Annotated in this window: 23 protein-coding genes; 5 read left to right on the forward strand and 18 right to left on the reverse strand. The window is 35.3% G+C overall.

All coding sequences use genetic code 11. From position 1 onward, the window contains the following. Positions 1-94: 94 nt before the first annotated feature. Entirely contained in the window at positions 95-1,285 is a 1,191-nt protein-coding gene (locus ACLIJJ_RS21450; protein ID WP_411411619.1) for a Ger(x)C family spore germination protein, read from the reverse strand. Positions 1,286-2,120: 835 nt separating this feature from the next. On the opposite strand from ACLIJJ_RS21450, the gene ACLIJJ_RS21455 reads away from it, so the two are divergent. Together ACLIJJ_RS21455 and ACLIJJ_RS21460 are read left to right on the forward strand one after the other, a co-directional pair. Then, entirely contained in the window at positions 2,121-3,221 is a 1,101-nt protein-coding gene (locus tag ACLIJJ_RS21455; RefSeq protein WP_411411620.1) for a YibE/F family protein, read from the forward strand. Continuing rightward, on the forward strand, positions 3,218-3,994 hold the full coding sequence (locus tag ACLIJJ_RS21460; RefSeq protein ID WP_411411621.1) for a YibE/F family protein: 777 nt from the start codon (positions 3,218-3,220) through the stop codon (positions 3,992-3,994). Before ACLIJJ_RS21455 ends, ACLIJJ_RS21460 begins: the two co-directional genes overlap by 4 nt. Before the next feature lie 75 nt (positions 3,995-4,069). Here the strand turns inward: ACLIJJ_RS21460 and mnhG are convergent, their stop codons facing one another. From mnhG to ACLIJJ_RS21495, 7 genes are read right to left on the reverse strand one after another with little or no spacing between them, the layout of a single operon-like run. Then, entirely contained in the window at positions 4,070-4,429 is a 360-nt protein-coding gene (mnhG, locus tag ACLIJJ_RS21465; protein ID WP_233317209.1) for a monovalent cation/H(+) antiporter subunit G, read from the reverse strand. Beyond that, positions 4,413-4,682 (reverse strand): Na(+)/H(+) antiporter subunit F1, encoded by a 270-nt coding sequence (locus ACLIJJ_RS21470; RefSeq protein WP_396953849.1) that lies wholly within the window; start codon positions 4,680-4,682, stop codon positions 4,413-4,415. The genes mnhG and ACLIJJ_RS21470 overlap by 17 nt, the downstream gene beginning before the upstream one ends. A 14-nt stretch (positions 4,683-4,696) precedes the next feature. Continuing rightward, complete coding sequence (locus ACLIJJ_RS21475; RefSeq protein ID WP_341080322.1) at positions 4,697-5,173, reverse strand: Na+/H+ antiporter subunit E; 477 nt, start codon at positions 5,171-5,173, stop codon at positions 4,697-4,699. A gap of 4 nt (positions 5,174-5,177) precedes the next feature. Next, positions 5,178-6,659 (reverse strand): Na+/H+ antiporter subunit D, encoded by a 1,482-nt coding sequence (locus ACLIJJ_RS21480; protein ID WP_411411622.1) that lies wholly within the window; start codon positions 6,657-6,659, stop codon positions 5,178-5,180. Beyond that, entirely contained in the window at positions 6,652-6,993 is a 342-nt protein-coding gene (locus ACLIJJ_RS21485; RefSeq protein WP_233317213.1) for a Na(+)/H(+) antiporter subunit C, read from the reverse strand. Before ACLIJJ_RS21485 ends, ACLIJJ_RS21480 begins: the two co-directional genes overlap by 8 nt. Then, positions 6,993-7,415: a Na(+)/H(+) antiporter subunit B gene (locus ACLIJJ_RS21490; protein ID WP_233317291.1), complete on the reverse strand. Its 423-nt coding sequence runs from the start codon at positions 7,413-7,415 to the stop codon at positions 6,993-6,995. Before ACLIJJ_RS21490 ends, ACLIJJ_RS21485 begins: the two co-directional genes overlap by 1 nt. Then, positions 7,402-9,801 carry a Na+/H+ antiporter subunit A gene (locus ACLIJJ_RS21495; RefSeq protein WP_411411623.1) on the reverse strand — a complete coding sequence of 800 codons (2,400 nt, stop codon included), beginning with the start codon at positions 9,799-9,801 and terminating at the stop codon, positions 7,402-7,404. Before ACLIJJ_RS21495 ends, ACLIJJ_RS21490 begins: the two co-directional genes overlap by 14 nt. Before the next feature lie 183 nt (positions 9,802-9,984). On the opposite strand from ACLIJJ_RS21495, the gene ACLIJJ_RS21500 reads away from it, so the two are divergent. After that, positions 9,985-10,218, forward strand: a complete 234-nt coding sequence (locus ACLIJJ_RS21500; protein WP_411411624.1) for a hypothetical protein — start codon at positions 9,985-9,987, stop codon at positions 10,216-10,218. A 497-nt stretch (positions 10,219-10,715) separates the two neighbouring features. After that, a complete protein-coding gene (locus ACLIJJ_RS21505) occupies positions 10,716-12,167 on the forward strand; it encodes an alanine/glycine:cation symporter family protein (protein ID WP_411411625.1) in 1,452 nt (483 codons plus the stop codon). Between the two features lie 83 nt (positions 12,168-12,250). On the opposite strand, the gene ACLIJJ_RS21510 is transcribed toward ACLIJJ_RS21505, so the two are convergent. The 8 genes from ACLIJJ_RS21510 to ACLIJJ_RS21545 form a co-directional block, all read right to left on the reverse strand. Then, on the reverse strand, positions 12,251-13,051 hold the full coding sequence (locus ACLIJJ_RS21510; RefSeq protein WP_411411626.1) for an SMI1/KNR4 family protein: 801 nt from the start codon (positions 13,049-13,051) through the stop codon (positions 12,251-12,253). Positions 13,052-13,123: 72 nt separating this feature from the next. Continuing rightward, positions 13,124-14,044, reverse strand: coding sequence for a hypothetical protein (locus tag ACLIJJ_RS21515; protein ID WP_411411627.1), 921 nt, complete (start codon positions 14,042-14,044; stop codon positions 13,124-13,126). Positions 14,045-14,048: 4 nt separating this feature from the next. Further along, the gene (locus ACLIJJ_RS21520; RefSeq protein ID WP_411411628.1) at positions 14,049-14,585 is read right to left on the reverse strand and encodes a sigma-70 family RNA polymerase sigma factor; all 537 of its coding nucleotides are present in this window, start codon (positions 14,583-14,585) and stop codon (positions 14,049-14,051) included. Between the two features lie 200 nt (positions 14,586-14,785). Beyond that, the gene (locus ACLIJJ_RS21525; RefSeq protein ID WP_237943735.1) at positions 14,786-15,535 is read right to left on the reverse strand and encodes an ABC transporter permease; all 750 of its coding nucleotides are present in this window, start codon (positions 15,533-15,535) and stop codon (positions 14,786-14,788) included. Further along, entirely contained in the window at positions 15,536-16,297 is a 762-nt protein-coding gene (locus ACLIJJ_RS21530) for an ABC transporter ATP-binding protein (protein WP_411411629.1), read from the reverse strand. It abuts the gene before it with no gap. A 234-nt stretch (positions 16,298-16,531) separates the two neighbouring features. Further along, positions 16,532-16,873, reverse strand: coding sequence for a DUF1048 domain-containing protein (locus ACLIJJ_RS21535; RefSeq protein WP_233317221.1), 342 nt, complete (start codon positions 16,871-16,873; stop codon positions 16,532-16,534). A 51-nt stretch (positions 16,874-16,924) separates the two neighbouring features. Continuing rightward, positions 16,925-17,245, reverse strand: coding sequence for a PadR family transcriptional regulator (locus ACLIJJ_RS21540; RefSeq protein WP_233317292.1), 321 nt, complete (start codon positions 17,243-17,245; stop codon positions 16,925-16,927). Between the two features lie 325 nt (positions 17,246-17,570). Continuing rightward, positions 17,571-18,728 (reverse strand): sulfite reductase subunit alpha, encoded by a 1,158-nt coding sequence (locus ACLIJJ_RS21545; protein WP_341080305.1) that lies wholly within the window; start codon positions 18,726-18,728, stop codon positions 17,571-17,573. Between the two features lie 598 nt (positions 18,729-19,326). On the opposite strand from ACLIJJ_RS21545, the gene ACLIJJ_RS21550 reads away from it, so the two are divergent. Continuing rightward, positions 19,327-20,331 (forward strand): aldo/keto reductase, encoded by a 1,005-nt coding sequence (locus tag ACLIJJ_RS21550; RefSeq protein WP_237943717.1) that lies wholly within the window; start codon positions 19,327-19,329, stop codon positions 20,329-20,331. An 84-nt stretch (positions 20,332-20,415) separates the two neighbouring features. On the opposite strand, the gene ACLIJJ_RS21555 is transcribed toward ACLIJJ_RS21550, so the two are convergent. Together ACLIJJ_RS21555 and pdxS are read right to left on the reverse strand one after the other, a co-directional pair. After that, positions 20,416-21,261 (reverse strand): aldo/keto reductase, encoded by an 846-nt coding sequence (locus tag ACLIJJ_RS21555; protein ID WP_411411630.1) that lies wholly within the window; start codon positions 21,259-21,261, stop codon positions 20,416-20,418. A gap of 439 nt (positions 21,262-21,700) precedes the next feature. Continuing rightward, positions 21,701-22,582 (reverse strand): pyridoxal 5'-phosphate synthase lyase subunit PdxS, encoded by an 882-nt coding sequence (gene pdxS / locus ACLIJJ_RS21560; RefSeq protein ID WP_233317225.1) that lies wholly within the window; start codon positions 22,580-22,582, stop codon positions 21,701-21,703. Between the last annotated feature and the right edge of the window lie 81 nt (positions 22,583-22,663).

Raw genomic sequence — 22,663 nt, forward strand, 5'->3', positions numbered from 1 at the left:
AGGAAAGCATATCTGTTCTTCTCAGATATGCTTTTTAATGTTGGTATTCATCTTCCAATCACATTACTATATAAGAAGTAATTTACACTAATACTTACTTTTTCATTAAGTATGGATTTTTTCTTAAGCCTGCTCTTTTTATTTCAGAATTAAAATCAATATATATTTCGGCTTTTGCATACCCGTCATCCCAAGTATCTTTATACTTCTTGAAATGTTGATAGTCTTGTTCTCTAAGGCTTTCTCCTAATCCAAAAATATCAGCATTAAACTCTTCTTTTGTTTTAACAATAAATTTCTTAATGCTTTCTTCCATCATATCATTCATCGCTTTTTCTAATCCTTCAAAGGCACCAGCTTCACTAATATCCTCTAGGCAATTATTACCTTCCAAATATCCCTCTGTCTTTATTTTTATATAAAATTTTGGTATTCCGTTTGTCTCCTTTGCTGTAATTTTTGTTTTAGTATGAGTAATATGATAACCAAACCTTTTTTCACTCTTTTCACATTTTGCCGTTAGCACTGTATTTTTTATCTTCCCTTGTACAAAGAGCATATCCCTAACTTCATTTAAATTCGCATACCCGGCAAGTTTGCCCATTTTGAATACTGCCATAGAATCTACTATTATTTGACTATCTGGTACCTCTGTTTTTAAGTTATCAGTACTTCCGCCTTTTTTAGGATCTCCTTGTATGTGAACTGCAGGTAAAACAGGAGCTTGTCCAAACGAATTATATATACGAACATAATCGTTAAGCTTAATATCTGGTGCCCCGCCCCACTCCTTTTGCATCGTGTTTAATTGTGTAAATAATTTAAGCGAAGGGCTTTTTTTGTACATATTAGTTACTTTTAATATATCTTCAGCGTTGCTTCCTTGTACGACGACGATCGCAAAATCATCTCGAATTTCTCTGTTTCGATCAAAGAAGTCCATAAAATCTAGGATGCCATCCTTGGCTAATTCCTCACTTATCGCTAACAATCTCGTATGTGAGAATACAGGATGAGTAGCATTAACAATATTAAATTTAGAAGCAATCTCAGCCACAGTATTGCCTTCCAACGAGGAAACATTTGACGGAGCCGAACCAGTTGCTGTTTGGGTTGTCATTTCTCTTGCTTCTGTTGTTTCTATCGTTAGTCTATATTTATGTGACTCTCCTTTATCAACTCCTATACCTGTAACAATAGAAAGCTTTGACATTTCATTTCTATCCCAACATCCTGTTAAAAGAAAAAGTAAACATAGAAGGGAAAAACAATTTAAGTACCTCATAATTCTATCTCCCCAGAATACACCTGTAATCAAGTGACTAATAATATTTGTAAGGTCTTAAACAATAAATCCTCTTATCATCTTTGAAGAATAATTATTCACTTTTTAGTACCGTATCTTGCCACCTTTGATATACATACATAATGAGAGACATGACAGTCATCAAAAGCACTGATTCAAATCCATTCATTTCTTGCCGTTCAAATAAATGAAGCTTCCCGTAAAAGGGGGTTACAATATAGCTCTGGAAGATATCAAATAGCAAATTAATAATAAAATACAACAGGAAATTTCCATATGTAAAATAAAAAATCAATAAAGTCCCTACAGCAAACATCCCATAAACTGATGGAGATATATTAGTTAAAAAAGGCAAATTTCTCGTAACAGTAAACCAATTTAGTTTTTGTGCTAACTGATATACGACTGAGTTTAAAACAATGGATAATAACAATACTGGAAAGAATCTTTTTACTTCTGCTTATCAAAAAACGGTAAAATTAGTAAGGACCACCATAATATTTGACTCATTATATTATCACCTATCATCTATACTTTACTTTTAATATGTGTACCGGTGGTAAGATTAATACAAGAAGTAAACTAAGACCAAAGTGAAAACATAGCTTACTTATTTTATTGCTAGAAATGAATCCCTATCTCACAGAGAATTAGGAATCTTTTCTTTTTTATTCTTCTTTGTAATTATCTACTGAGTAGTGTTATTGTATCTATAGGCAAAATGTTTCCTTCACGAAACATTTTGAAACTCAGTCAAACTTACTAACATTTTATAAGGTGGTGAAGATGCTTGTTAAGTAGACTATCTAAACAGATGCCAACTAAAAATAAGGTATTGTATACCCTTTTATTACTTTCCTTTGTACTCTCTATTATTTTTGTTCAAAATAACTATTCCTTATATGAAAAACCTATTGCTAAGGTCATGAAAACAAATATAGAGGAAGTGACTGCAGTAAAAGATGCAAATAATGAAGATCGGATACATGTACAAAATATCGTTGCTGAATTACAAAATGGCAGTGACAAAGGTAAAAAGATATATTTGATTAATGAATATTCAGATTCTAAAGCTTTAGATAATAAACTTCATGCAGGTAATGATTTATTTGTTTCTCTCCATGATAACCATAACGGTAAATTAACTGGCACGATTCTTGATGTGAAACGTGATAAATATTTACTGATGATTGCATGGGTCTTTATAATAGTTTTACTTTTGATTGGAAAAAAGCAAGGGCTGCTGTCCATTATCAGTTTAATTGTTAATGCTTTCCTTTTATCTTACGCATTAGATTTATACATTAATAATTCAACCTTGAGCTTAGTCTGGATTTGTGTCTTTAGCGTTATATTATTTACTATAGTTACTTTATTGTTAGTAAATGGATTTAATGAAAAGACATATGCTGCTATTATTGCCACTCTGCTTGGAACCTTTAGCTCCTTATTAATTACGTATCTAGTTCTTTTCATAACTGGTGAGAAGGGACTTCGCTATGAGGAACTGCAATTTATTACGCGCCCATACAAAATGGTTTTTATGGCTGGTTTATTCATTGGTTCATTAGGAGCTGTAATGGATGTAGCCATTACAATGTCCTCTACCGTTTTTGGATTGTATGATAAAAACAATCATATACCGATAAAGGCTCTTATTAAATCTGGCATGGAAGTTGGCAGAGATATTATGGGGACGATGACTAATATTCTGTTTTTTGCGTATGTCAGCGGTTCGATTCCTCTTCTCATTCTCTATTTTAAAAATGGCTCACCATTTGGCTATACTCTTTCCCTGAATCTATCATTAGAAATTGCTAGAGCTTTAGCCGGGGGCATAGGAATAGTACTAACAATTCCTATTGGCCTATACACAACTATATTTTTTGTGAATCGAAAGAGGAAAAGTCTATGAATGTATTAGTATTGCTTGCCGTTATATTATTTCTCTTAATGTTCATTTTTGGTGGAAGAAAGGGTTTAAAGTCTTTTTTTGCTATATTTTTGAACTTTGGTGTCATTATTTTCACGGTTATACTAATGAACGACGCAAATTTCAATCCAGTTATTTTAACTATTGTTGCATGTGTCATAATTAGCTGTATCAATTTGTTCTATATAAACGAAGTCAATAATAAGACAAAGCCGGCCTTTATATCAACACTTATTTCTACAGTTTTATTGCTTATAATTATTATTTACACAACTAATAAGGCGATGATTCAAGGGTTTGGTGAAGAAGAAATTGCAGAGCTTGGTATGTTTTCCTTTTACATAGGCTTAGATTTTGTAAAAATTGCAGCATCTGTCATTATTATGAGTACGATAGGTGCGATAACAGATACCGCTATAGCCGTCTCTTCCCCTATGCGAGAAATGCAATATCATAACCCAAACATAAGCCGAAAAGAGTTATTCCTTTTTGGTATGAGTATTGGAAGAGATATATTAGGAACGAGTACAAATACGTTGTTTTTCGCCTTTGTCGGAGGATATTTGGCTTTGTTAATTTGGTTTAAAGATTTGGCTTATTCTATTGGAGAAGTAGTAAATTCAAAAATTTTCAGCTCCGAAATGATTACCATACTTTGTTCTGGTATTGGAGTTGCGATTGTTATTCCTATCACTGCTTGGGTAACTGCGTACTTTTTAACAAAAGCTAATAAATCAAACAATACAGTAAGTTAAAACAGTTAGCTTATTTTAGTAACTCCAAAACCCTTCCATCTATTTAAACGGAAGGGTTTGAGTTATTTATATTCCTTATTTCTGAAGTCTCTTTTCGTCTTTACTACTCTTTAGATCATCTTGTATACTTTTATCCCATAGCTCTACGCCTGAATTATAGGCAGCTCTACCGATTAAATGCCCTGCAACAGGTGACGTTAGAAAGAAGAAAACAATCCCCAGTAAAATCCTTGAATTAAAATGACCATTAATAAAATAAAAATATAGAAAAGTAGCAAGTAGAATAACCATGATTCCAAGTGTTGATGCTTTGGATGCTGCGTGATTCCTTGTATATACGTCTGGAAGTCTTATAACACCTAAAGCAGCTACTAAATGAAGAAGAACTCCAATGGCAATTAATAAGCCAACAATCACCTTAACTATCTCGGTCATTTTCAATCACCTCTCCCTTCTCTAAAAACTTAGAAAAGGCTACAGTACCAATGAATGCCAGAATACCAATGACTAAAATAACTTCAAGAAAAGCACTCGTATTTAATACAATGGATATTAGTGCGGTAAGACCTGCTAAGCTAATACCGATAGCATCTAGTGCAACCACTCTATCAGGTGTTGTTGGGCCTTTAATTGCTCTGTAGGTAAATCCTATCATAGCAATGACGATTAACAATATGGCAATATACATAAATGTTTCAAACATTATCGCCCCACCTCCAGAATTGCTTTCTCAAATGTGTTTTTAATAGAGTCAATGGATTCTTGTGCATCATTAATATCCAAAGCATGCACATATAATATTTTGTTATCAGGAGATACTTCAATCACTAAAGTTCCAGGTGTCAAGGTGATCAGATTTGCTAAAATGGTTATCTCCCAATTCTTTTCTAAAATGGTGGGATATGCAAAAATACCCGGCTTCATATCCAACTTTGGCTTTAAGACCGTTTTTACAACTGCTATGTTTGAGCTGATTAATTCTCTAATAAAAATATATGTGAGATTCAATACAGCAAGTATTCTAAAAAGGTAAAATCGAGATGAAAAGAAATTCCTGAATATATAGAGGATTAGCAAACCAAAAAGATATCCTTTAAAAAAAGCAACAGGTTCAAACGATACAGTCATTACCATCCACATAAATCCAAGAAGCACGTTTAATAATAGTTGAAATGCCACGTTATCACTCCTTTAAAACTGCATCAATATAAATTTCTGGTTTAACCAATGTCTCAGCTGCCTGTGAGATATACGGATAAACCGCTTCAGCTCCAACACCATAAAGAATCGAAATCATAATTAGGATTATTGGTGCAATCATTAAAGTCTTCACTGGTACTTTCTCCTCCCCATCATAGGAACGAGGTGTACCCCAAAATCCATTTATAAAAATTTTCATAATCGAAAGCAATATTAGAAGACTAGATAGTAATACAATAGCAGCACCAAGGTAATTCTCTGCTTCAAAACCACCTTTTACAATTAAAAGCTTTCCGATAAAACCGCTTAAAGGAGGAATTCCTGCAAGGGATAATGCACTTAAGAAAAAGGTCCAGGCTAAACCAGGGTATTGTTTAATCAGTCCACTAATCTCTTTTAAATTACTAGTTCCAGTAATACTGATCATAATACCTACTAATAGAAATAGCGTGGCTTTAATAATCATATCGTGAATTAAATAAAACACCGAACCTGTAAGCGAATCTGGTGTCATCGCAGAAATACCAAATAGAATAACGCCAACTGCAATTATAATATTGTAAATAATAATTTTTTTGATGTCCGAAAAAGCAAGTGCACCAATTAAACCAAAGATAATACTCAATATGGCCAGAATGGCTAAAATCTTGCTAGTATAGCCAGTATCATGATAAAAAAGTAAAGTGTATGTTCTCATAATCGAGTATATCCCTACCTTTGTCAGCAAAGCCCCGAATAACCCCATTACGGGAATAGGCGGAGCATAGTAAGAACCTGGAAGCCAGAAGTATAAGGGGAAAACCGCTCCTTTTAACCCAAAAACCACTAAAAATAAAATAGCAATGACTGTTACAATTCCCGGCTGCCCCACTTCACTAATTCTTTCCGAAATATGGGCCATATTCAGTGTCCCAACAACTGAATACAAATAAGCAACTGTGATAACAAATAAAGCAGAAGAAATAATATTCACAAGAAGATATTTTATAGATTCACGCAGTTGTATTTTTGTTCCTCCAAGTACAATAAGGGCATAAGATGCCATCAACATCACTTCAAAAAATACAAACAGATTGAAAATATCTCCTGTTGTAAATGCACCATTTACGCCAACAATTAAAAAGTTAAAACATGGATAGTAATAGAACCTTTCCCGCGCTTCTCCAATACTTCGGAAAGAGTAAAGGAGAGTAGTACATGCAACAATACTAGTAGTAAGCACAAGCAATGCTGATAACATGTCAGATACGAGCGTAATTCCGAATGGAGCTTCCCAGCTAGAAACATCCAGTGTTTGTATACCATCCTGTCTAATCTTTTGTACTAATAGGACAGATACAATTACATTTAAAATGGAGGATATACTTGAAATCCACCTTTGAGCAATAACGTTTTTCGAAAAGAAAATCAGAATAACTCCCGTAATTAAAGGAATTAGTATGGGTAAAAGTAAAAAATTAATCATTGCCATCCATTCCTCTCAATTTTTCCATATTGTCAGTACCAAGCTCTTGATACGCACGATAGGCTAAAACTAAGAAAAAGGCTGTTACCCCAAAACTAATGACAATAGCCGTTAAAATTAATGCCTGAGGAATTGGGTCTGTATAGGTTTCTGCATTTTCCCCAAGTAATGGCGCAGCTCCCTTTTTTAAGCCTCCCATTGTTAAAATAAGCAAATGAGCTCCATGACTTAATAACCCAGTTCCTACAATAATGCGCAGCAAACTTTTGGAAAGCATTAAATAGGTTGCACACATAAACAATATCCCAATAACAAAGATCATGATTATTTCCATTATTCATCTCCTCCAATCGTTTGAATAATAGTCATTGTTACTCCTACAACTACTAAGAAAACACCTAAATCAAAAATCGTAGCTGTATGCAGGGAAAGGTCTCCTAAGATTGGAATATCTATATGCGTATACGCATGCGTAAGGAAGGGAATGTTGAAAAGCAATGCCCCTGCTCCTGTTCCAATGGAAAAAAGAAGCCCTGTTGCAATCATGTACATATAATTAAATGGCAATATTTTTTTTACCGTCTTTAAGTCAAAAGCCAATAGTAATAATACAATAGCTCCAGATGTTAATAGCCCCCCTACGAAGCCTCCTCCTGGTGTGTAATGACCTGTGAAGAAAATAAACACAGAGAAGATAAGAATGATAAATAATACGATTTTCGTTGTGGTTTGTAAAATTACATCATTTGTTTTCAGTTTTCTTCCCTCCCTTAAGGCGTAGCTTAATTAATCCAAAAATACCAATTGCAGCAATTGCCAGGACAGTAATTTCAAACATGGTGTCAAGTCCGCGGAAATCAACTAAGATGACATTTACCATATTCTTCCCCGCTGCCTCTTTATACGTGTTTTCAATATAATAGTGTGCAATCGAATCAAATAACTTATTGCTGTGTGCTGATAAGCCAATCAGAATAACAATGGCTCCGACCCCTATAGAAATAAGGGCATTTGTTAATTTAAACGAAATTCGTTCTTCGCGCTTCTTTAGCTTTGGCAAATGATAAAAACAAAGCAAAAATAACGCAACAGATATTGTTTCAATAACAAGTTGAGTTAATGCCAAATCAGGAGCTCTGTATATCACAAAAAATAAGGAAACAGAATAGCCAACCGCTCCCAATAAAATAATTGAAGTCAATCGTGATTTAACGAAAAGAATGCTTATCGCTACAATGCAAATACCGACAGCAAGGATGACCTCAGCAATATGAATGTTTGATATATTACTTGTATCAAACTTAAAGGCATCCTTTATAAATAACGTAGTTCCTAGAATAAGAATAAAAAATATAAACAAGTAGAGAAGATACGTTCTAGAAGATCCCGTTAAGATACTGCTGGTTATTCTGCGAGAAACCTTTTCTGTCCTATTTAATGCACCATCATAAAGATGGTTTAAGGACAGTTTCTCAGGGAAAATCTTATAAACCTCTCTCCATCTTGGATAAGTCTTGTACAGCAAGAAACCAATTGCAATAACACCAATAGTCATATATAGCTCCGTATTAAAACCATGCCAGAATGAAATATGAACATCGACTGCAAAGTCAGGCATGATAGCAGAAACGGCTGGTGAAATAATGGTATTTGAAAGAACATTAGGAAAAAATCCAAATGCAATAACAAGTGAAGCCAAAACAACCGGTGGAATTAACATGCCAATTGGAGCCTCATGCGGCTTTTTCTTAAGCTTCTCAGGCTGAAATTTGCCAGTGAACGTTTTGAATACTAAAATCATGCTGTACACAAAAGTAAAAATACTAGCAATCCACGCGATAACAGGAAACAGTATTCCAATCGTTTCCATATTTAAGATATCCATGCTTAACACACGTACCATAGCAGTGAAAAACATTTCCTTACTTAAGAACCCATTAAAAGGCGGAAGACCAGCCATCGAAAACGTCCCAATAATCGCAACAGTAAAGGTAATTGGCATGAATGGCATTAATCCACCAAGCTTACGGATATCTCTTGTTCCGGTTTCATGATCGACAATTCCAACTACCATAAATAGAGCACCCTTAAAGGTGGCATGATTAATTAAATGGAATACAGCTGCTGCTGTAGCGACCATATAATAACTGTCTTTAATAGAATCGAAGTGTAACGCAGCTCCACCAATACCAAGCAATGTCGTAATCATCCCGAGTTGACTAATCGTTGAAAAGGCAAGGATGCCTTTTAAGTCTGTTTGTTTAACTGCTGAGAAAGAACCCCAAAACAATGTGACAATCCCAAACCCTGCTACTAACCATACCCATAGAGCCGTTTCAGCAAAGACTGGACTCATTCTCGCTACTAAATAAATCCCCGCTTTCACCATTGTTGCTGAATGAAGATAGGCACTTACAGGCGTTGGAGCTTCCATAGCATCAGGTAACCAAATATGAAATGGAAATTGAGCTGACTTTGTAAAAGCTCCAAGTAAAATACAAAGCATTGCTGGTATAAATAAGTGATTTGTCATTAGTTCTGGCGATTGCTGAATGATCGCAGAAATGCTGAAGGTCCCTGTCATTACGTAGAGTAGAATGATACCTCCTAACATGGAAAGTCCGCCAAAAACAGTAATCAGCATTGATTTTTGGGCGCCATACCGTGATTTTTCACGTTTGTACCAATAGCCAATTAGTAAAAAGGAAGAAAAGCTAGTGAATTCCCAAAAAGTATACAAAACAATCAAGTTATCTGACAGAACAACACCGAGCATTGCTCCCATGAACAGCAGCAAATATACATAAAAATTATTTAACTGTTCTTTATCCTTTTGTAAGTAATACACAGAATAAAGAACCACTAAAGAACCAATACCTGTAATTAAAAGTGCAAATAACAAAGCTAAACCATCGACCTTAACCGTAAAGTCTATTCCTAGAGATGGAATCCAAGCAAAGGATTTGGTGACAGTTTGTTGAGCAGAGGTGATTGATATAAAAGATAAAAAATAACTGAACAAAAGAACTGACAATGTAAGAACAAACCACCCCGTATGTACTCGCCTAAAAACCTTAAACAGGATAGGTACAAAAATAGCAAGTAAGAATGGTGAAATTACCGCTAAATGAAGCAAAGACAAAGAAATCCCCCCTAATATAAATATCTATTGTTATAAACAGGAACAGCAAATTATGTTTTTCTTAATAATCCTACGTTGTGACTCTTTAGTAGTGTCTTCTTCAGACTAACCAAATATGTGAAAACCTATATAGATTGGTAATTTGTATAAATTACTGCCTATAAACCAAACCTAATACTGGTGGTGCAGATCAGGATAAAATGGAAAAAATCTATCTCTATTTTTATACTTGTTTTACTTTTTTTAAGTTTTTGGCAACTGGCTGAAAAGCAGAAACGTGAAACTTCTTTACTCACTCATGTTTTAGAAATGGAAGCCCTAATCCCAACTACTAATGAACTAGAAAAGGTTTTTCAAAGTAAAATGCATGCCTCTTTTCAATCAAGAGAATATGTTAGAGTTAATAAAGTTTTATAAAAGTACAATAAAAAAAGCCTGTCATTAGGGCATAGTTATCCCCTAGTGACAGGCTCCTCCATTTTTTACTCACATTATCATTTAACTTTCGTAACTTCAATTCTTATCTGCACCATTTTATCCTAAAACCAAATTCCATTCAAGTACTTATCTTTAATACCCCTTTTTATCTATAAAAAAAACTTAAAAAAATTTTTAAGTTAGTCTCCCTTTTATAACTATATGTTTATAATGTATTAATTATAAATAGACATTAAAAATAATCGTAATGAACCCTTTCTCCATATAGACCCATGATAACTACATACAAAATGATAATATAAACAAGAAAATCTTCCATGTATTTTTATTGAGAGGTTTTCTTGCTGTTTTCCAAAAAATAATTAAAATGTTTTCAACCTTTACAATAGGGCAATAATTTTTATTGTTTTATAGCTTTTAGTAAAATATAATATAATTCAGAATTTTAAAAAATAAAGTGGTAAAGGAGTGTGTTTATGGAAGAAATAGTAACTTTTATTAACGGGATATTATGGAGTACTCCAGTCATTTATATTGTACTAATAGTAGGCCTCATTTTTACATTTGTCTCTAGATTCCTTCAAATTCGACTTGTGAAGGAAATGATCGTCCTAATGTTCCAAGGAAAAAATTCAGAAGCAGGTGTCTCCTCTTTTCAAGCACTTTCAATTGCTTTATCTGGAAGGGTCGGGACAGGCAACATTGCTGGAGTTGCAACCGCAATTGCCTTTGGAGGGCCTGGTGCTGTGTTTTGGATGTGGTTTATGGCATTTATTGGAGCTTCCACAGCATTTATCGAGTCAACACTTGCTCAAATATATAAAGTAAAACAAGACGGGCAATATAGAGGTGGACCTGCTTACTATATCGAAAAAGGAATTGGCTCAAAGTGGTTTGCCTTTCTTTTTGCAGGGGCAGCAATCATCTCCATGGCAATATTAATGCCTGGGGTACAGTCAAATTCAATAGCTGTTGGAATGAAGAATGCCTTTAATCTTCCTACATACATTACAGGAATATTGATAGTTGTGCTGCTAGGATTTATTATATTTGGCGGTGTCAAACGGATAGCTAATGTAGCACAGGTAGTTGTTCCAATCATGGCCCTTGGTTATATACTTTTATCCATCATCATTGTTGTCATTAATATTCAAGAACTGCCAGGTGTTTTTGCCCTAATATTTAAAAGCGCCTTTAACCTTGAGGCTACATTTGGCGGCATGATGGGCATGGCAATTGCCTGGGGAGTTAAACGGGGAATCTATTCGAATGAAGCAGGTCAAGGAACAGGACCACACCCTTCAGCAGCTGCAGAAGTTACTCATCCAGTAAAACAAGGGCTTGTACAGGCATTCTCTGTATATATCGACACATTGCTTGTCTGCTCAGCTACTGCCTTTATGATCTTGTTTACTGGAATGTACAATACAGAAGCACCCAATGGAACAATGATCGTCAATAATGTGGAAGGCGTAGAGGCAGGACCAGGATTTACCCAAGCTGCGATTGACAGTATAATCCCAGGGTTTGGTTCCGGTTTTGTAGCAATTGCCCTCTTCTTATTCGCATTCACGACAATTATGGCTTATTATTATATCGCAGAAACAAATTTGACTTATTTGCTTCGCAATAAAAATAATAGATTATTCTCAGACTTGTTGAAACTGGTTTTACTTGCTACAACCTTTTATGGCACTGTAAAAACAGCCAGCCTCGCTTGGGCTCTTGGAGATGTTGGTTTAGGATTAATGGTATGGCTTAACATGATCGCTATCGTAATACTGGCAAAACCAGCTATTATTGCACTAAAAGATTATGAAAAACAGAAAAAGCAAGGCTTAGATCCTGTGTTTAATCCTGAACCTTTAGGCATTAAAAATGCGGACTTTTGGGTAAAGGAAGATAAAAAGAACGATAAAGCTGTTTAATAAAACTATGAACCACCCGTTTAAGTTGAGGGTGGTTTCTTTACGAGTCAATAATGAACTAGATTTATTTTTGTATTAAGAAGTTAATTTATATCTTTAATAGTTTCTTCTATTTCTTCAAGAAAATATTGAATGGTCGGATCATTATCATTTTTAAGTTCAACAATAACTTTCTGAATTAAAGATTTATCTATTACATATTGTGCAGTTACTACTCTCCATACCGCTTCTGCTGCATAATCTTTTAAATCTTCATTTCCACTTTTTATAAAATTCATTACATAAACAAAATATTCCTCATGGATACTTTCATCATATATAAACGAATTAAATATATCAAAACCCTCTATAATATCATCCTCTTCGGTACTATTAATTAACTTTCTAGCATCCTCAATTGTTGGAAGCGGCGTTGTTCTTAAGCCTTCCTCTTCATCATGCTCATGTACGTATAAGTGGTTGATGAATTCTTGAAAAGTATCATATATTTGGGTGATTCTTTCTGTATCTGTTTCAATATATATAACCTTTGGTTCTTCGCCATGATTGTAGTCTAGGGCAAACCAACTATGACCATCCCCGCTGATTAAAATAATATTACTTTTCCTAATCCCCCACTCTTGTTTGAAATAATCTGTTTCCATTATCCCTTTATCTTTTTTTATTCCACGAAGATTATCTATTTCTAAATAGTCATCTCCATCCCATCTATTTAAAGCTAAAGGTAATGCATTATATATTAGTGTTCCACCATTTTGTTTTTTTAATAGTTTGATGTAATCAGCAGGTAATTTAACTCCAAAATAATCTTCTGCCAAATGTATATCTTCATCTGACAGATTATCCAATCTGTATTGGCTTGATTCAACATGCCAAATGTCCATTTAAAACCAGCCTTTCCAACGAATATAGTTTTTTCTTGTCACTTATACTGCCACATGTAATCTCTTGTATTACTAATCTACTAACAGTTGCTCAACCATTCCATCCAATTTATTCAGTAATGTTGTTCTCTTTGCGTTTTCTTTTTCTATTTCAATTTGATTGGATATTTCTGCGATTTCCTCTAACTGCTCTTTTACAGATGTATTTTTCTCTAACGCTGCAAAATGCTTAGCATATGCTTTAGCAGCACGGCCTATATCATTTTCATATTCTCCACGTTCACTAAATGGTTCATAGGAATCAGCATGAATACTTTCTTTTAAACTGCTTAACCAACTATCTAAGTTTTCAAATTCAGTTTTTTCTATAATATTATTTCTTTCATCTATAATTCCATGAGCTTCTGCAATCATTATCAATTGGTTAACTACTCTTTGTAGCTCTACAATATCTTCCATTCTTTTTTCATCATTATCTGCCTTTTGTAGACTTTTACCTAGTGAACCTATTTCCATCAATTTATCTGCAATCGTTGTCTCTTTCTCCTTTGAAGTATATTCACCAGAAAGATTTTCGGCAGACCTCCCCACTTCGGTTGCGTAATCCTTTCCAATCGGAGTTCTTGTAGCCGCATCACTTAGCTTAAGGTTTAGTTCATATAAAAAACTTGCTAAATTTGAATTATTACCTTTTTGTTCTTCCCTTTTACTATTTGTTTTTTCTTCATTCTCCTCTTGATTGTTAATTAGAGCCAGTTGATTTTGCTGATTTTCCGTGTTTTCCATTTGCTTAAATACAAAACTACCAATAAAAAGAGCAAAACAAGCAATAGCAGCAATTGAGAGTACGGGTGCAAAAGAAAAACCTTTTTTTGAGTCTTTATGATAAATAACAGTTTGATACAATCTTTCCTTGTCAGCAATACTCATTTTCCCATGTTTCAGAACAGTACTATTCAAACTCCTTCTTAAAGACTTCAAATCTTCACTCATTCCCTTAACCCCTTTCTACATTCTTTTGAAGCATTTGTTTTCCTCGCCTTAACCTAGTTTTAATAGTATCAGCATTCAAATTTGTTAAAGTTTGTATTTCTTTAATTTTTAACTCTTCATAATAAAATAATATAATAATTTCTCGATACTTAGTCGGCAGGGTTAATACCTTTTGGGATAATTCTAAGTCATCAAATTTGTTTATTACTTGATCTTCAGTAGAAAGTTCCTCCGTTGTTTCAATCTTTTCTTTCATAAAATCTGTAGGAATAAACGATCGATACCATCTACTTTTCAAATAATCTTTACATTTATTTCGGGTAATCTTATAAAGCCATGTCTTATATGTACTATCCCCTCTGAAACCTTCCATTTTTTCATAACACTTTATAAATACGTCTTGTGTGATATCCTCTGCAGCTGACCAGTTTTTCACATATGTATAAGCTAACATTTTAATACTTTCTGCATAGAGATAAATAAGTTCTCTTAATATTTCCTCACGTCGCTTTGAATGGAATTCCTCTTTGCTTAATATCATTACGCAATAAAACATCTCCTTCTGGTTGATTTAACTATTGACGACTCAAAACAATAAAATGTTTCACTTTCTCCAGAATAGAAGGGAATCCATCGAGAAAATTATGAATTCCCTTCATGTTAATTAATAGTTGAAGCTTTAAAGAGTCTTTCTGACTGAACAGTCGTATTGGCGAACTGTAAAGTAAGATGATACGTACCTTACCCTAGCTTCCGTTTAAATTCTTTACTAGCAAAGAAGTACGCAAGGACCATAATGCCGACACACCAGGCTAGCGCTAGCCAAATATCATGGCCAACAGACTCTTCATATAAGAAAGCTCGAATCGTATTCACGATTGAAGTAACAGGTTGGTTTTCAGCAAACGCACGGACAATTTTAGGCATGGTCTCAGTGGGAACAAAAGCTGAACTGATAAACGGCAGAAAAATTAGCGGGTACGAGTATGCTGTTGCTCCTTCCATAGAACTTGCTTTCAATCCAGGAATAATCGCTAGCCATGTCAATGCTAGTGTAAACAATCCCAGGATTCCAGCTACGGCGAACCAATCCAAGATATTAGCGCTTGAACGGAATCCCATTAAGAGTGCAACCAGGATAACTATCACAACTGTTAACGCATTAGAGAAAATAGACGTAAACACGTGAGCCCACAATATCGAGGAGCGCTTAATCGGCATCGTAATGAAACGAGCCATCAGACCGCTTTTCACATCTGTAAAGAGCCGCAAAGATGTGTAGGCAACACCACTTGCTATAGCCATAAGCAAGATTCCCGGCAATAAATAATTAACATAATTGTCTGTTCCTGTCTGTATAGCTCCGCCAAACACATAGACAAACAACAACATCATCATTATTGGTGTAATTGCTACTGTAATAATTGTGTCAGGGCTGCGCATTATATTACGCATTAACCGCCCCAGTAACACCCCAGTATTATTTTTCATTTAAATACCCTCCTTTTTACCGATGATTGTGAGAAAGATTTCCTCCAATGACGGCTGCTTTTCGATATACTCCACTTTAGCTGGTGGAAACATCTCTTTTAATTCTGTAAGAGTACCTGTAGTGATGATTTTTCCACTATGCAAGATGGCGATACGATCCGCTAATTGTTCTGCTTCTTCTAGATACTGGGTCGTAAGCAATATAGTCGTACCGCTGCCAGCAAGTTCCTTGATAGTATCCCAGACTTCAAGCCGTGCTTCAGGGTCAAGCCCTGTCGTCGGTTCGTCTAAAAAAATAACAGCTGGTTTTCCAATTAAACTCATGGCGATGTCAAGCCGGCGTTTCATTCCGCCAGAATATTTATCTGCCCGAAGGTTGGCCGCTTCACGCAGACTGAATCTTGCAAGCAGATTGTCAGCAACTTCGGAAGGATTAGAAACTCTCCGCAACTTGGCAATTAATATTAGGTTTTCACGTCCAGTGAGCATGTCATCTAATGTGGCGAACTGTCCTGTTAAGCTGATACTCCGGCGAACATGTTCCGGCTGACCCCTGACGTCAAATTGGCAGATACTCACTTGCCCTTCATCAGATTTCAACTGGGTTGAGAGAATATTGACTATTGTCGTCTTACCCGCTCCATTTGAGCCAAGCAATGCAAAAACTTCCCCTTGCTTCACCTCAAAATCGACTGCTTTTAAAACTTCCTTCTCTTTAAATGATTTTTTTAATCCTTTTACAGAAATAACGGCATTGCTCATTCTTCTTCCTCCTTTTATAAGACAGCAGGATTTGTTCAACAATCACAAGCTGCTGCCTTTTAGACAATGCGAAGTATTTATCTGTTATTTTGTAGAGGCAACCAATTATACTCCGCTATTTAGTCTGACTGATAATCAGTGATACTTAGTACTGACGTAAAAATTTAACTGAATAACGAAGGTGGCAAATTTTGATTTCAACCAGCTATTCAGTCTGTATTATCGCTTGTAATTTTATTTTTTTCCTAATCGATCAATGATGCTCTTATTCAAATCTTCACGGTATTTAGCGACATAAGTTTTAGCATTAGCCACTAGTTCGTCAGCAAAGGAAGCAACATCTTCCCCAGTAATCTCTAGCACTTGCCTTCCTTCTGCGGAGCCTGCTTCGAATAAATCAATTAATTCATATTGCATATGAAGCATATCCATACCATTGCCCGCTGAGAATTTCCACATATAGTCTTGAATTTTCTTAAATACAAACTGGTAGTCCTCCGGAAGTGCCTCTACCCTTGCCATCATCATCTTGTATTCTTTTTTATCACCAATTAATTTTTTAAATAATTCCATCATGTTTATTCCTCCTTTTAATAAGCAGAACAATGCACACGTGATATCTTATCGTTAAGTTGTCTTTAACATATTAATTTTTGACGAAACAAAATCCCATCTTTTCCAAAACAATGTTAGTTCCTGACGGCCTGCTTCATTAAGTGAATAAAACTTGCGTGGTGGTCCCATATCCGATGGTTTCTTCTCGATATTCACTAGTTTCTTCTTTTCTAATCGCATTAGAATGGTGTAGACCGTTCCTTCGACGACTTCAGTAAATCCAAGGTCGTTCAGGCGGCGAGTAATTTCATAGCCATATGTTTCTTGACGGCTGATGATTTCCAACACGCATCCTTCTAACGAACCTTTCAGCATTTCCGTTAAATTTTCGATGCCCGGCACCTCCTCTATAATGTAAGACTTATATTCAGTATCACTTAGTACCTTAGCTAACCTATTTACTCAATAGCTTTGGCCATCTCGCTATTAAGTATTACTTATTACAAGTACATTGTATCACCGAGTAGCTAAGAGTGTCAATTGGATTTATTACATATTTTAAAAACCAGCTAATACCCATTTGCTTTCCCTGCCACCTTGAAGGTCTCTTTCAAGAAAACAATATTATCAACATTTTAAATACAAAAAAGAACATTAATCTATCTTAGATTAATGTTCCCGGAAAATACGCTCATTTACTTAGCATTATCGCAACTAATTAATACACATCTTTTTGGTATCTTTTAGTCTTTTGCAGTTCTTGCACTTTTTCTTCTGCTTCTTCTTGACTCATATTTCCTTCTTTTGAGAATATCTCTATCAAAGTGTTATGAACGTCTTTAGCCATATATTCCTTATCACCACAAACATAAAAATGCGCTCCACCTTGTAACCATTCATATAATTCCTTGCTAGATTCCAGCATTTTATTTTGGACATAAACTTTTTCATCTGTATCACGAGAGAAAGCTGTAGTTAATTTTGTAAGAACCCCATTTTCTTGGTGTTTTTCTAGCTCTTCTTTATAAAGGAAATCTGTTTGTGAATGTTGCGCCCCAAAGAACAGCCAAGTCCTTCCACTGCCTTTGTTAATAGAACGTTCTTGAATAAAGGAGCGAAAAGGAGCAATTCCCGTTCCTGGGCCAACCATAATGATATCTGTCTCATTTGACTCTGGCAGTCCGAAGTGTTTATTCGCCTGAATGTAGACAGGAAGTGTATCTCCTTCAGAAGTTCGTTCTGAACATTGAACAGAACAAACACCATTTCTGTCTCTGCCGTGAGATGTATATCGCACAGCACTGATTGTTAAATGAACTTCATCTGGGTGAGCCGATTGACTGCTAGAAATCGAATACAAGCGCGGCGGCATCTTTCTTAATAATGTCACAAACTCTTGAGCTTCAATTTGGCATGGTCCGAAATCTTGAATCATATCTAATAAATCCCGACCATACATATACTCTTTTAAAGCTGAAGCATTTTCTATAGCAACAAGACTATTTAAATTCTCATTATCAACCATTTTAGAAAAGTTCTGTAATACTTTCTTAGTTAATAAAGTAATTTCAAAGTATGTTGTTAAAGCATCCTTTAAAGGAAGCTGATCACCTGTTTTATTTATAACAATGTTTTGATTTCCATCCCACTTCATTTCTTGAAGCAGGGACTCTACCAATACTGAATCATTTTCCGGGTATATACCTAGAGCATCACCTGGATTATAAGTAATTCCTGATCCTTCTAAAGATAATTCCAGATGTCTTGTTTCCCTATTTGAACCTGTGCTATTTAGGTTAATATTCTTAAGAACTTTAGCTTGAAATGGGTTATTTCTGGTGAACGCTTGATTTGTTTGGCTTGCAGGTGTATTCATAATTTTTATCTCCTAAAATTTGATTATGCTTAAATTGAGGTTCTTTATGAAAAAACCACTTAATTAAGGTACCACTATAATTTTAATTATAATTTAGCTTTCAGAAGTTTTTCAACCAAAAAGTATAAATAGTTATTTATCTCTATCGTATTTGTAAATTTTTATACCATTTTGACTTTTAGCTTTTCTCTTTTATGTTAACCAAACACACCTAAACTCCATAATAACGCAATAAAAACTGCTGCTTGTTTCGCAACTGTAATAATTGAAGGAAAAATCGCTTGCACTTATTAATAGAAAAATTCTTTTTCCTATACATCCAACGCCCACATATAAAAAAAAACGCCCTACTCAAAAAGAGTAAGGCTGTTAACAGTGTTGTGCATAAAACTGTTATCACTTATTATGACCATTTCTTCCATACTTATACATATAAATAAACAAAAATTTTTTTCCCTTTCAACCAAAGATAATGTACATTTCCGTTAAGACTGTTCATTAATATACATATTCCAATCATTTAACAATTGTAAGAATGCTGTATAATTTTATACTAGTAATGAAAGATTAAAAACATTTGGGAAAGTGAGGAATTGCAATGGATTATACGAAACTTGGCAACACAGGATTAGATGTATCTAGACTTTGCCTTGGATGTATGGGTTTTGGTGTGAAGGAACGCTGGATGCATCCTTGGGTAATTGATGAAGAAAGCAGTCGTACGGTTATTAAAAGAGCGGTTGAGTCCGGCATTAATTTTTTTGATACTGCCAACGTCTACTCAGATGGTACGAGTGAAGAATTTCTCGGACGTGCTCTTAAAGATTTTTCTAATCGAGATGAAGTTGTGATTGCAACAAAGGTTTACTTCCCATTAGGCAAAGATTTAAACAGCAAAGGTCCAAACAGTAAAGGGCTATCCCGAAAACATATTATGAGTGAAATTGATAAAAGTCTTAAACGTCTTGGAACAGACTATATCGATTTGTACCAAATACATCGCTGGGATTACAACACACCGATTGAAGAGACGATGGAAGCTCTTCATGATTTAGTGAAGGCTGGTAAGGTAAGATACATAGGAGCATCAGCCATGTATGCATGGCAGTTTTTGAAAGCGAACCATACCGCTGAGAAGAACGGGTGGACGAAATTTATCTCTATGCAAAATCACCTTAACCTTATATACCGGGAAGAAGAACGAGAGATGCTTCCATTATGCAAAGAAGAAAAAATCGGCGTAATTCCATACAGCCCGTTAGCTTCAGGCAGATTAACACGTGATTGGTCAGAAGATACGCTCCGTTCTGAAACAGATGCAACGCAAAAGTCTAAATACGGTTCAACAGAGCATAACGACCGTTTAGTTGTGGAACGAGTTGCCGAGTTAGCAGAAAAACATGGTGCAGCTAGATCCCAAATAGCACTTGCATGGCTGCTTCAGAAAGAACCAGTAACAGCTCCTATTATAGGTGCTACGAAAATTTCTCATCTTGAAGATTCAGTCGGTGCGTTATCAGTGAAGTTAACCACTGAAGAAGTTGCATATTTGGAAGAGCCTTATGTTCCACATCCTGTGGTTGGTGCTTTAAATTCTAAGTAAAAAAGCCATATATAAGAAAACCCTAATTTCCTATAAGCAGGACATTAGGGTTTTTACTGTTAGTTTACTATGTGAAATCCTAGGTTATCTTACTAGCCCTGTCAAAAATTCAACTGTTTCTGGATCATAATGAGAGAAAAATAAACTCTTTTCCTGGTCAAGTTTTTCAATCTTGTTCATATCTTCTTGTGATAGAACAAAATCAAAGACTTCAAAGTTCTGAACCATTCTCTCTTTCGTTACCGTTTTCGGAATAACAACAACCTTACGCTGGATTAAGTAGCGCAGAGCCACTTGGGCCACAGATTTGTCATATTGCTCCCCGATTTCTTTTAACGTTTTATTATGAAAGAAGTCATTTTTCCCTTCTGCAAAAGGTCCCCAAGATTCAATTTGTGTTCCGTACTTTTCCATTATTTGTTGGGCCTGTTTTTGCTGGTTGAACACATGTGTTTCCACTTGGTTAACCATTGGTGTAATTTCACTAAACTGAGCAATATCAATCAAACGGTCTGGATAAAAATTACTTACGCCAATTGCTTTGATTTTCCCTGCTTTATAATACTCTTCCATTGCACGGTACGTACCATAATAATCATTAAATGGTTGATGAATTAACATGAGGTCAATATATTCTGTTTGCAGTAAACGCAAGGATTCATCCATTGATGCTTTAGCTTTTTCATAGCCAGCATTTGAAATCCATACCTTTGTAGTAATAAAGAACTCTTCACGAGGTATACCACTTTTACGTACTGCACTACCAACTGCTTCTTCATTCCCATAAGCTTGAGCAGTATCGATTGATCGATAGCCAACTGCTATTGCTTCGCCTACTACACGCTCACATTCTTCCAGGTCATTAATTTGATAAACTCCAAACCCTAAAATAGGCATCTTTATTCCATTTGATAAAGTTACAGTTTCCATCTAATATTCCTCCTAAAAGTTTACTGCCTTGCACTTCATAATCTTACTAGATTCGTGTTACTCTAAGTCAACACAGGAAGTTAAAAAATTACTTCTGGATAATTCACAGATGGTGCAAGGAATATCAGCAAAAAAAGTTTTAACCCTTTCATTATCCTTTATATAAAAAAAGAATAGGTACCACATTTCTATCAAATGATTACCTATTCCTCTCAAACAGTACGGTATACTTTAATTACTGGTTGCGATAGTCTTGACTGTATGGCTGAAAGGCTTAGAAAAAAGATTTTTATACTTCTTCCTTGGCAAAAGATATATATCTTTTTAAATAACTTGATGCATTGCCAATCTCTTTTTTATTTCTCTGCTATTCCTTTAGCGCAAAAAAAGCCAAATCCCCCATACTGGTGAATTTGGCTTTTTTTACTATATTATCAGTTTACCAACCGCGCTCTTGCATGCGAGCTTCCGGAGCAAGACTAGCAATTTCAATCCCTTTCATTGCTGTTCCTAGATTTTTAGAGATTTCAGCAATTAATTTATAATCTTGGTAGTGAGTAGTTGCTTCCACAATTGCTTTTGCAAATAGAGCAGGATTATCTGATTTAAAGATACCTGAGCCGACAAATACTCCGTCTGCTCCTAATTGCATCATTAATGCTGCATCTGCAGGTGTTGCAACACCTCCTGCTGCAAAGTTAACTACTGGCAGGCGCCCTAAGTTTTTAATTTCCAGTAAAAGCTCGTAGGGAGCACCTAGTAATTTTGCTTCTGTCATTAGCTCATCTTCATTCATATGAACTACTTTACGAACTTGTGCATTTACTTTTCGAATATGACGGACTGCTTCCACAATATTTCCTGTTCCTGGTTCGCCTTTTGTGCGGAGCATGGAAGCACCTTCTCCGATGCGTCTTGCTGCTTCGCCAAGGTCACGGCATCCACAAACAAATGGTACTGTATATTCATTTTTATTTAGGTGATATTCTTCATCTGCAGGAGTTAAAACTTCACTTTCATCGATATAATCAACGCCTAATGCTTCAAGCACTCTAGCTTCCACAATATGTCCAATACGTGCTTTAGCCATAACAGGGATAGATACTGCATTCATAACTTCTTCTACAATAGAAGGGTCAGCCATTCTCGCTACTCCACCTGCAGCACGAATATCAGAAGGAACTCTTTCAAGAGCCATTACTGCTACTGCTCCTGCCTCTTCAGCAATTTTCGCTTGCTCGGCGTTAATAACGTCCATGATAACGCCGCCCTTTTGCATTTCAGCCATTCCACGTTTTACTCGATTAGTACCAGTTTTCATTCATATTCCTCCTATAGATTTAGTATGTAATCAACCTTTATTTTTTCAAATGCGCATTGTAAACTAATTATAGTAATTAAT

The sequence above is a fragment of the Niallia laureatilytica genome (genome assembly GCF_046613985.1).
Classification (GTDB): domain Bacteria; phylum Bacillota; class Bacilli; order Bacillales; family Cytobacillaceae; genus Niallia.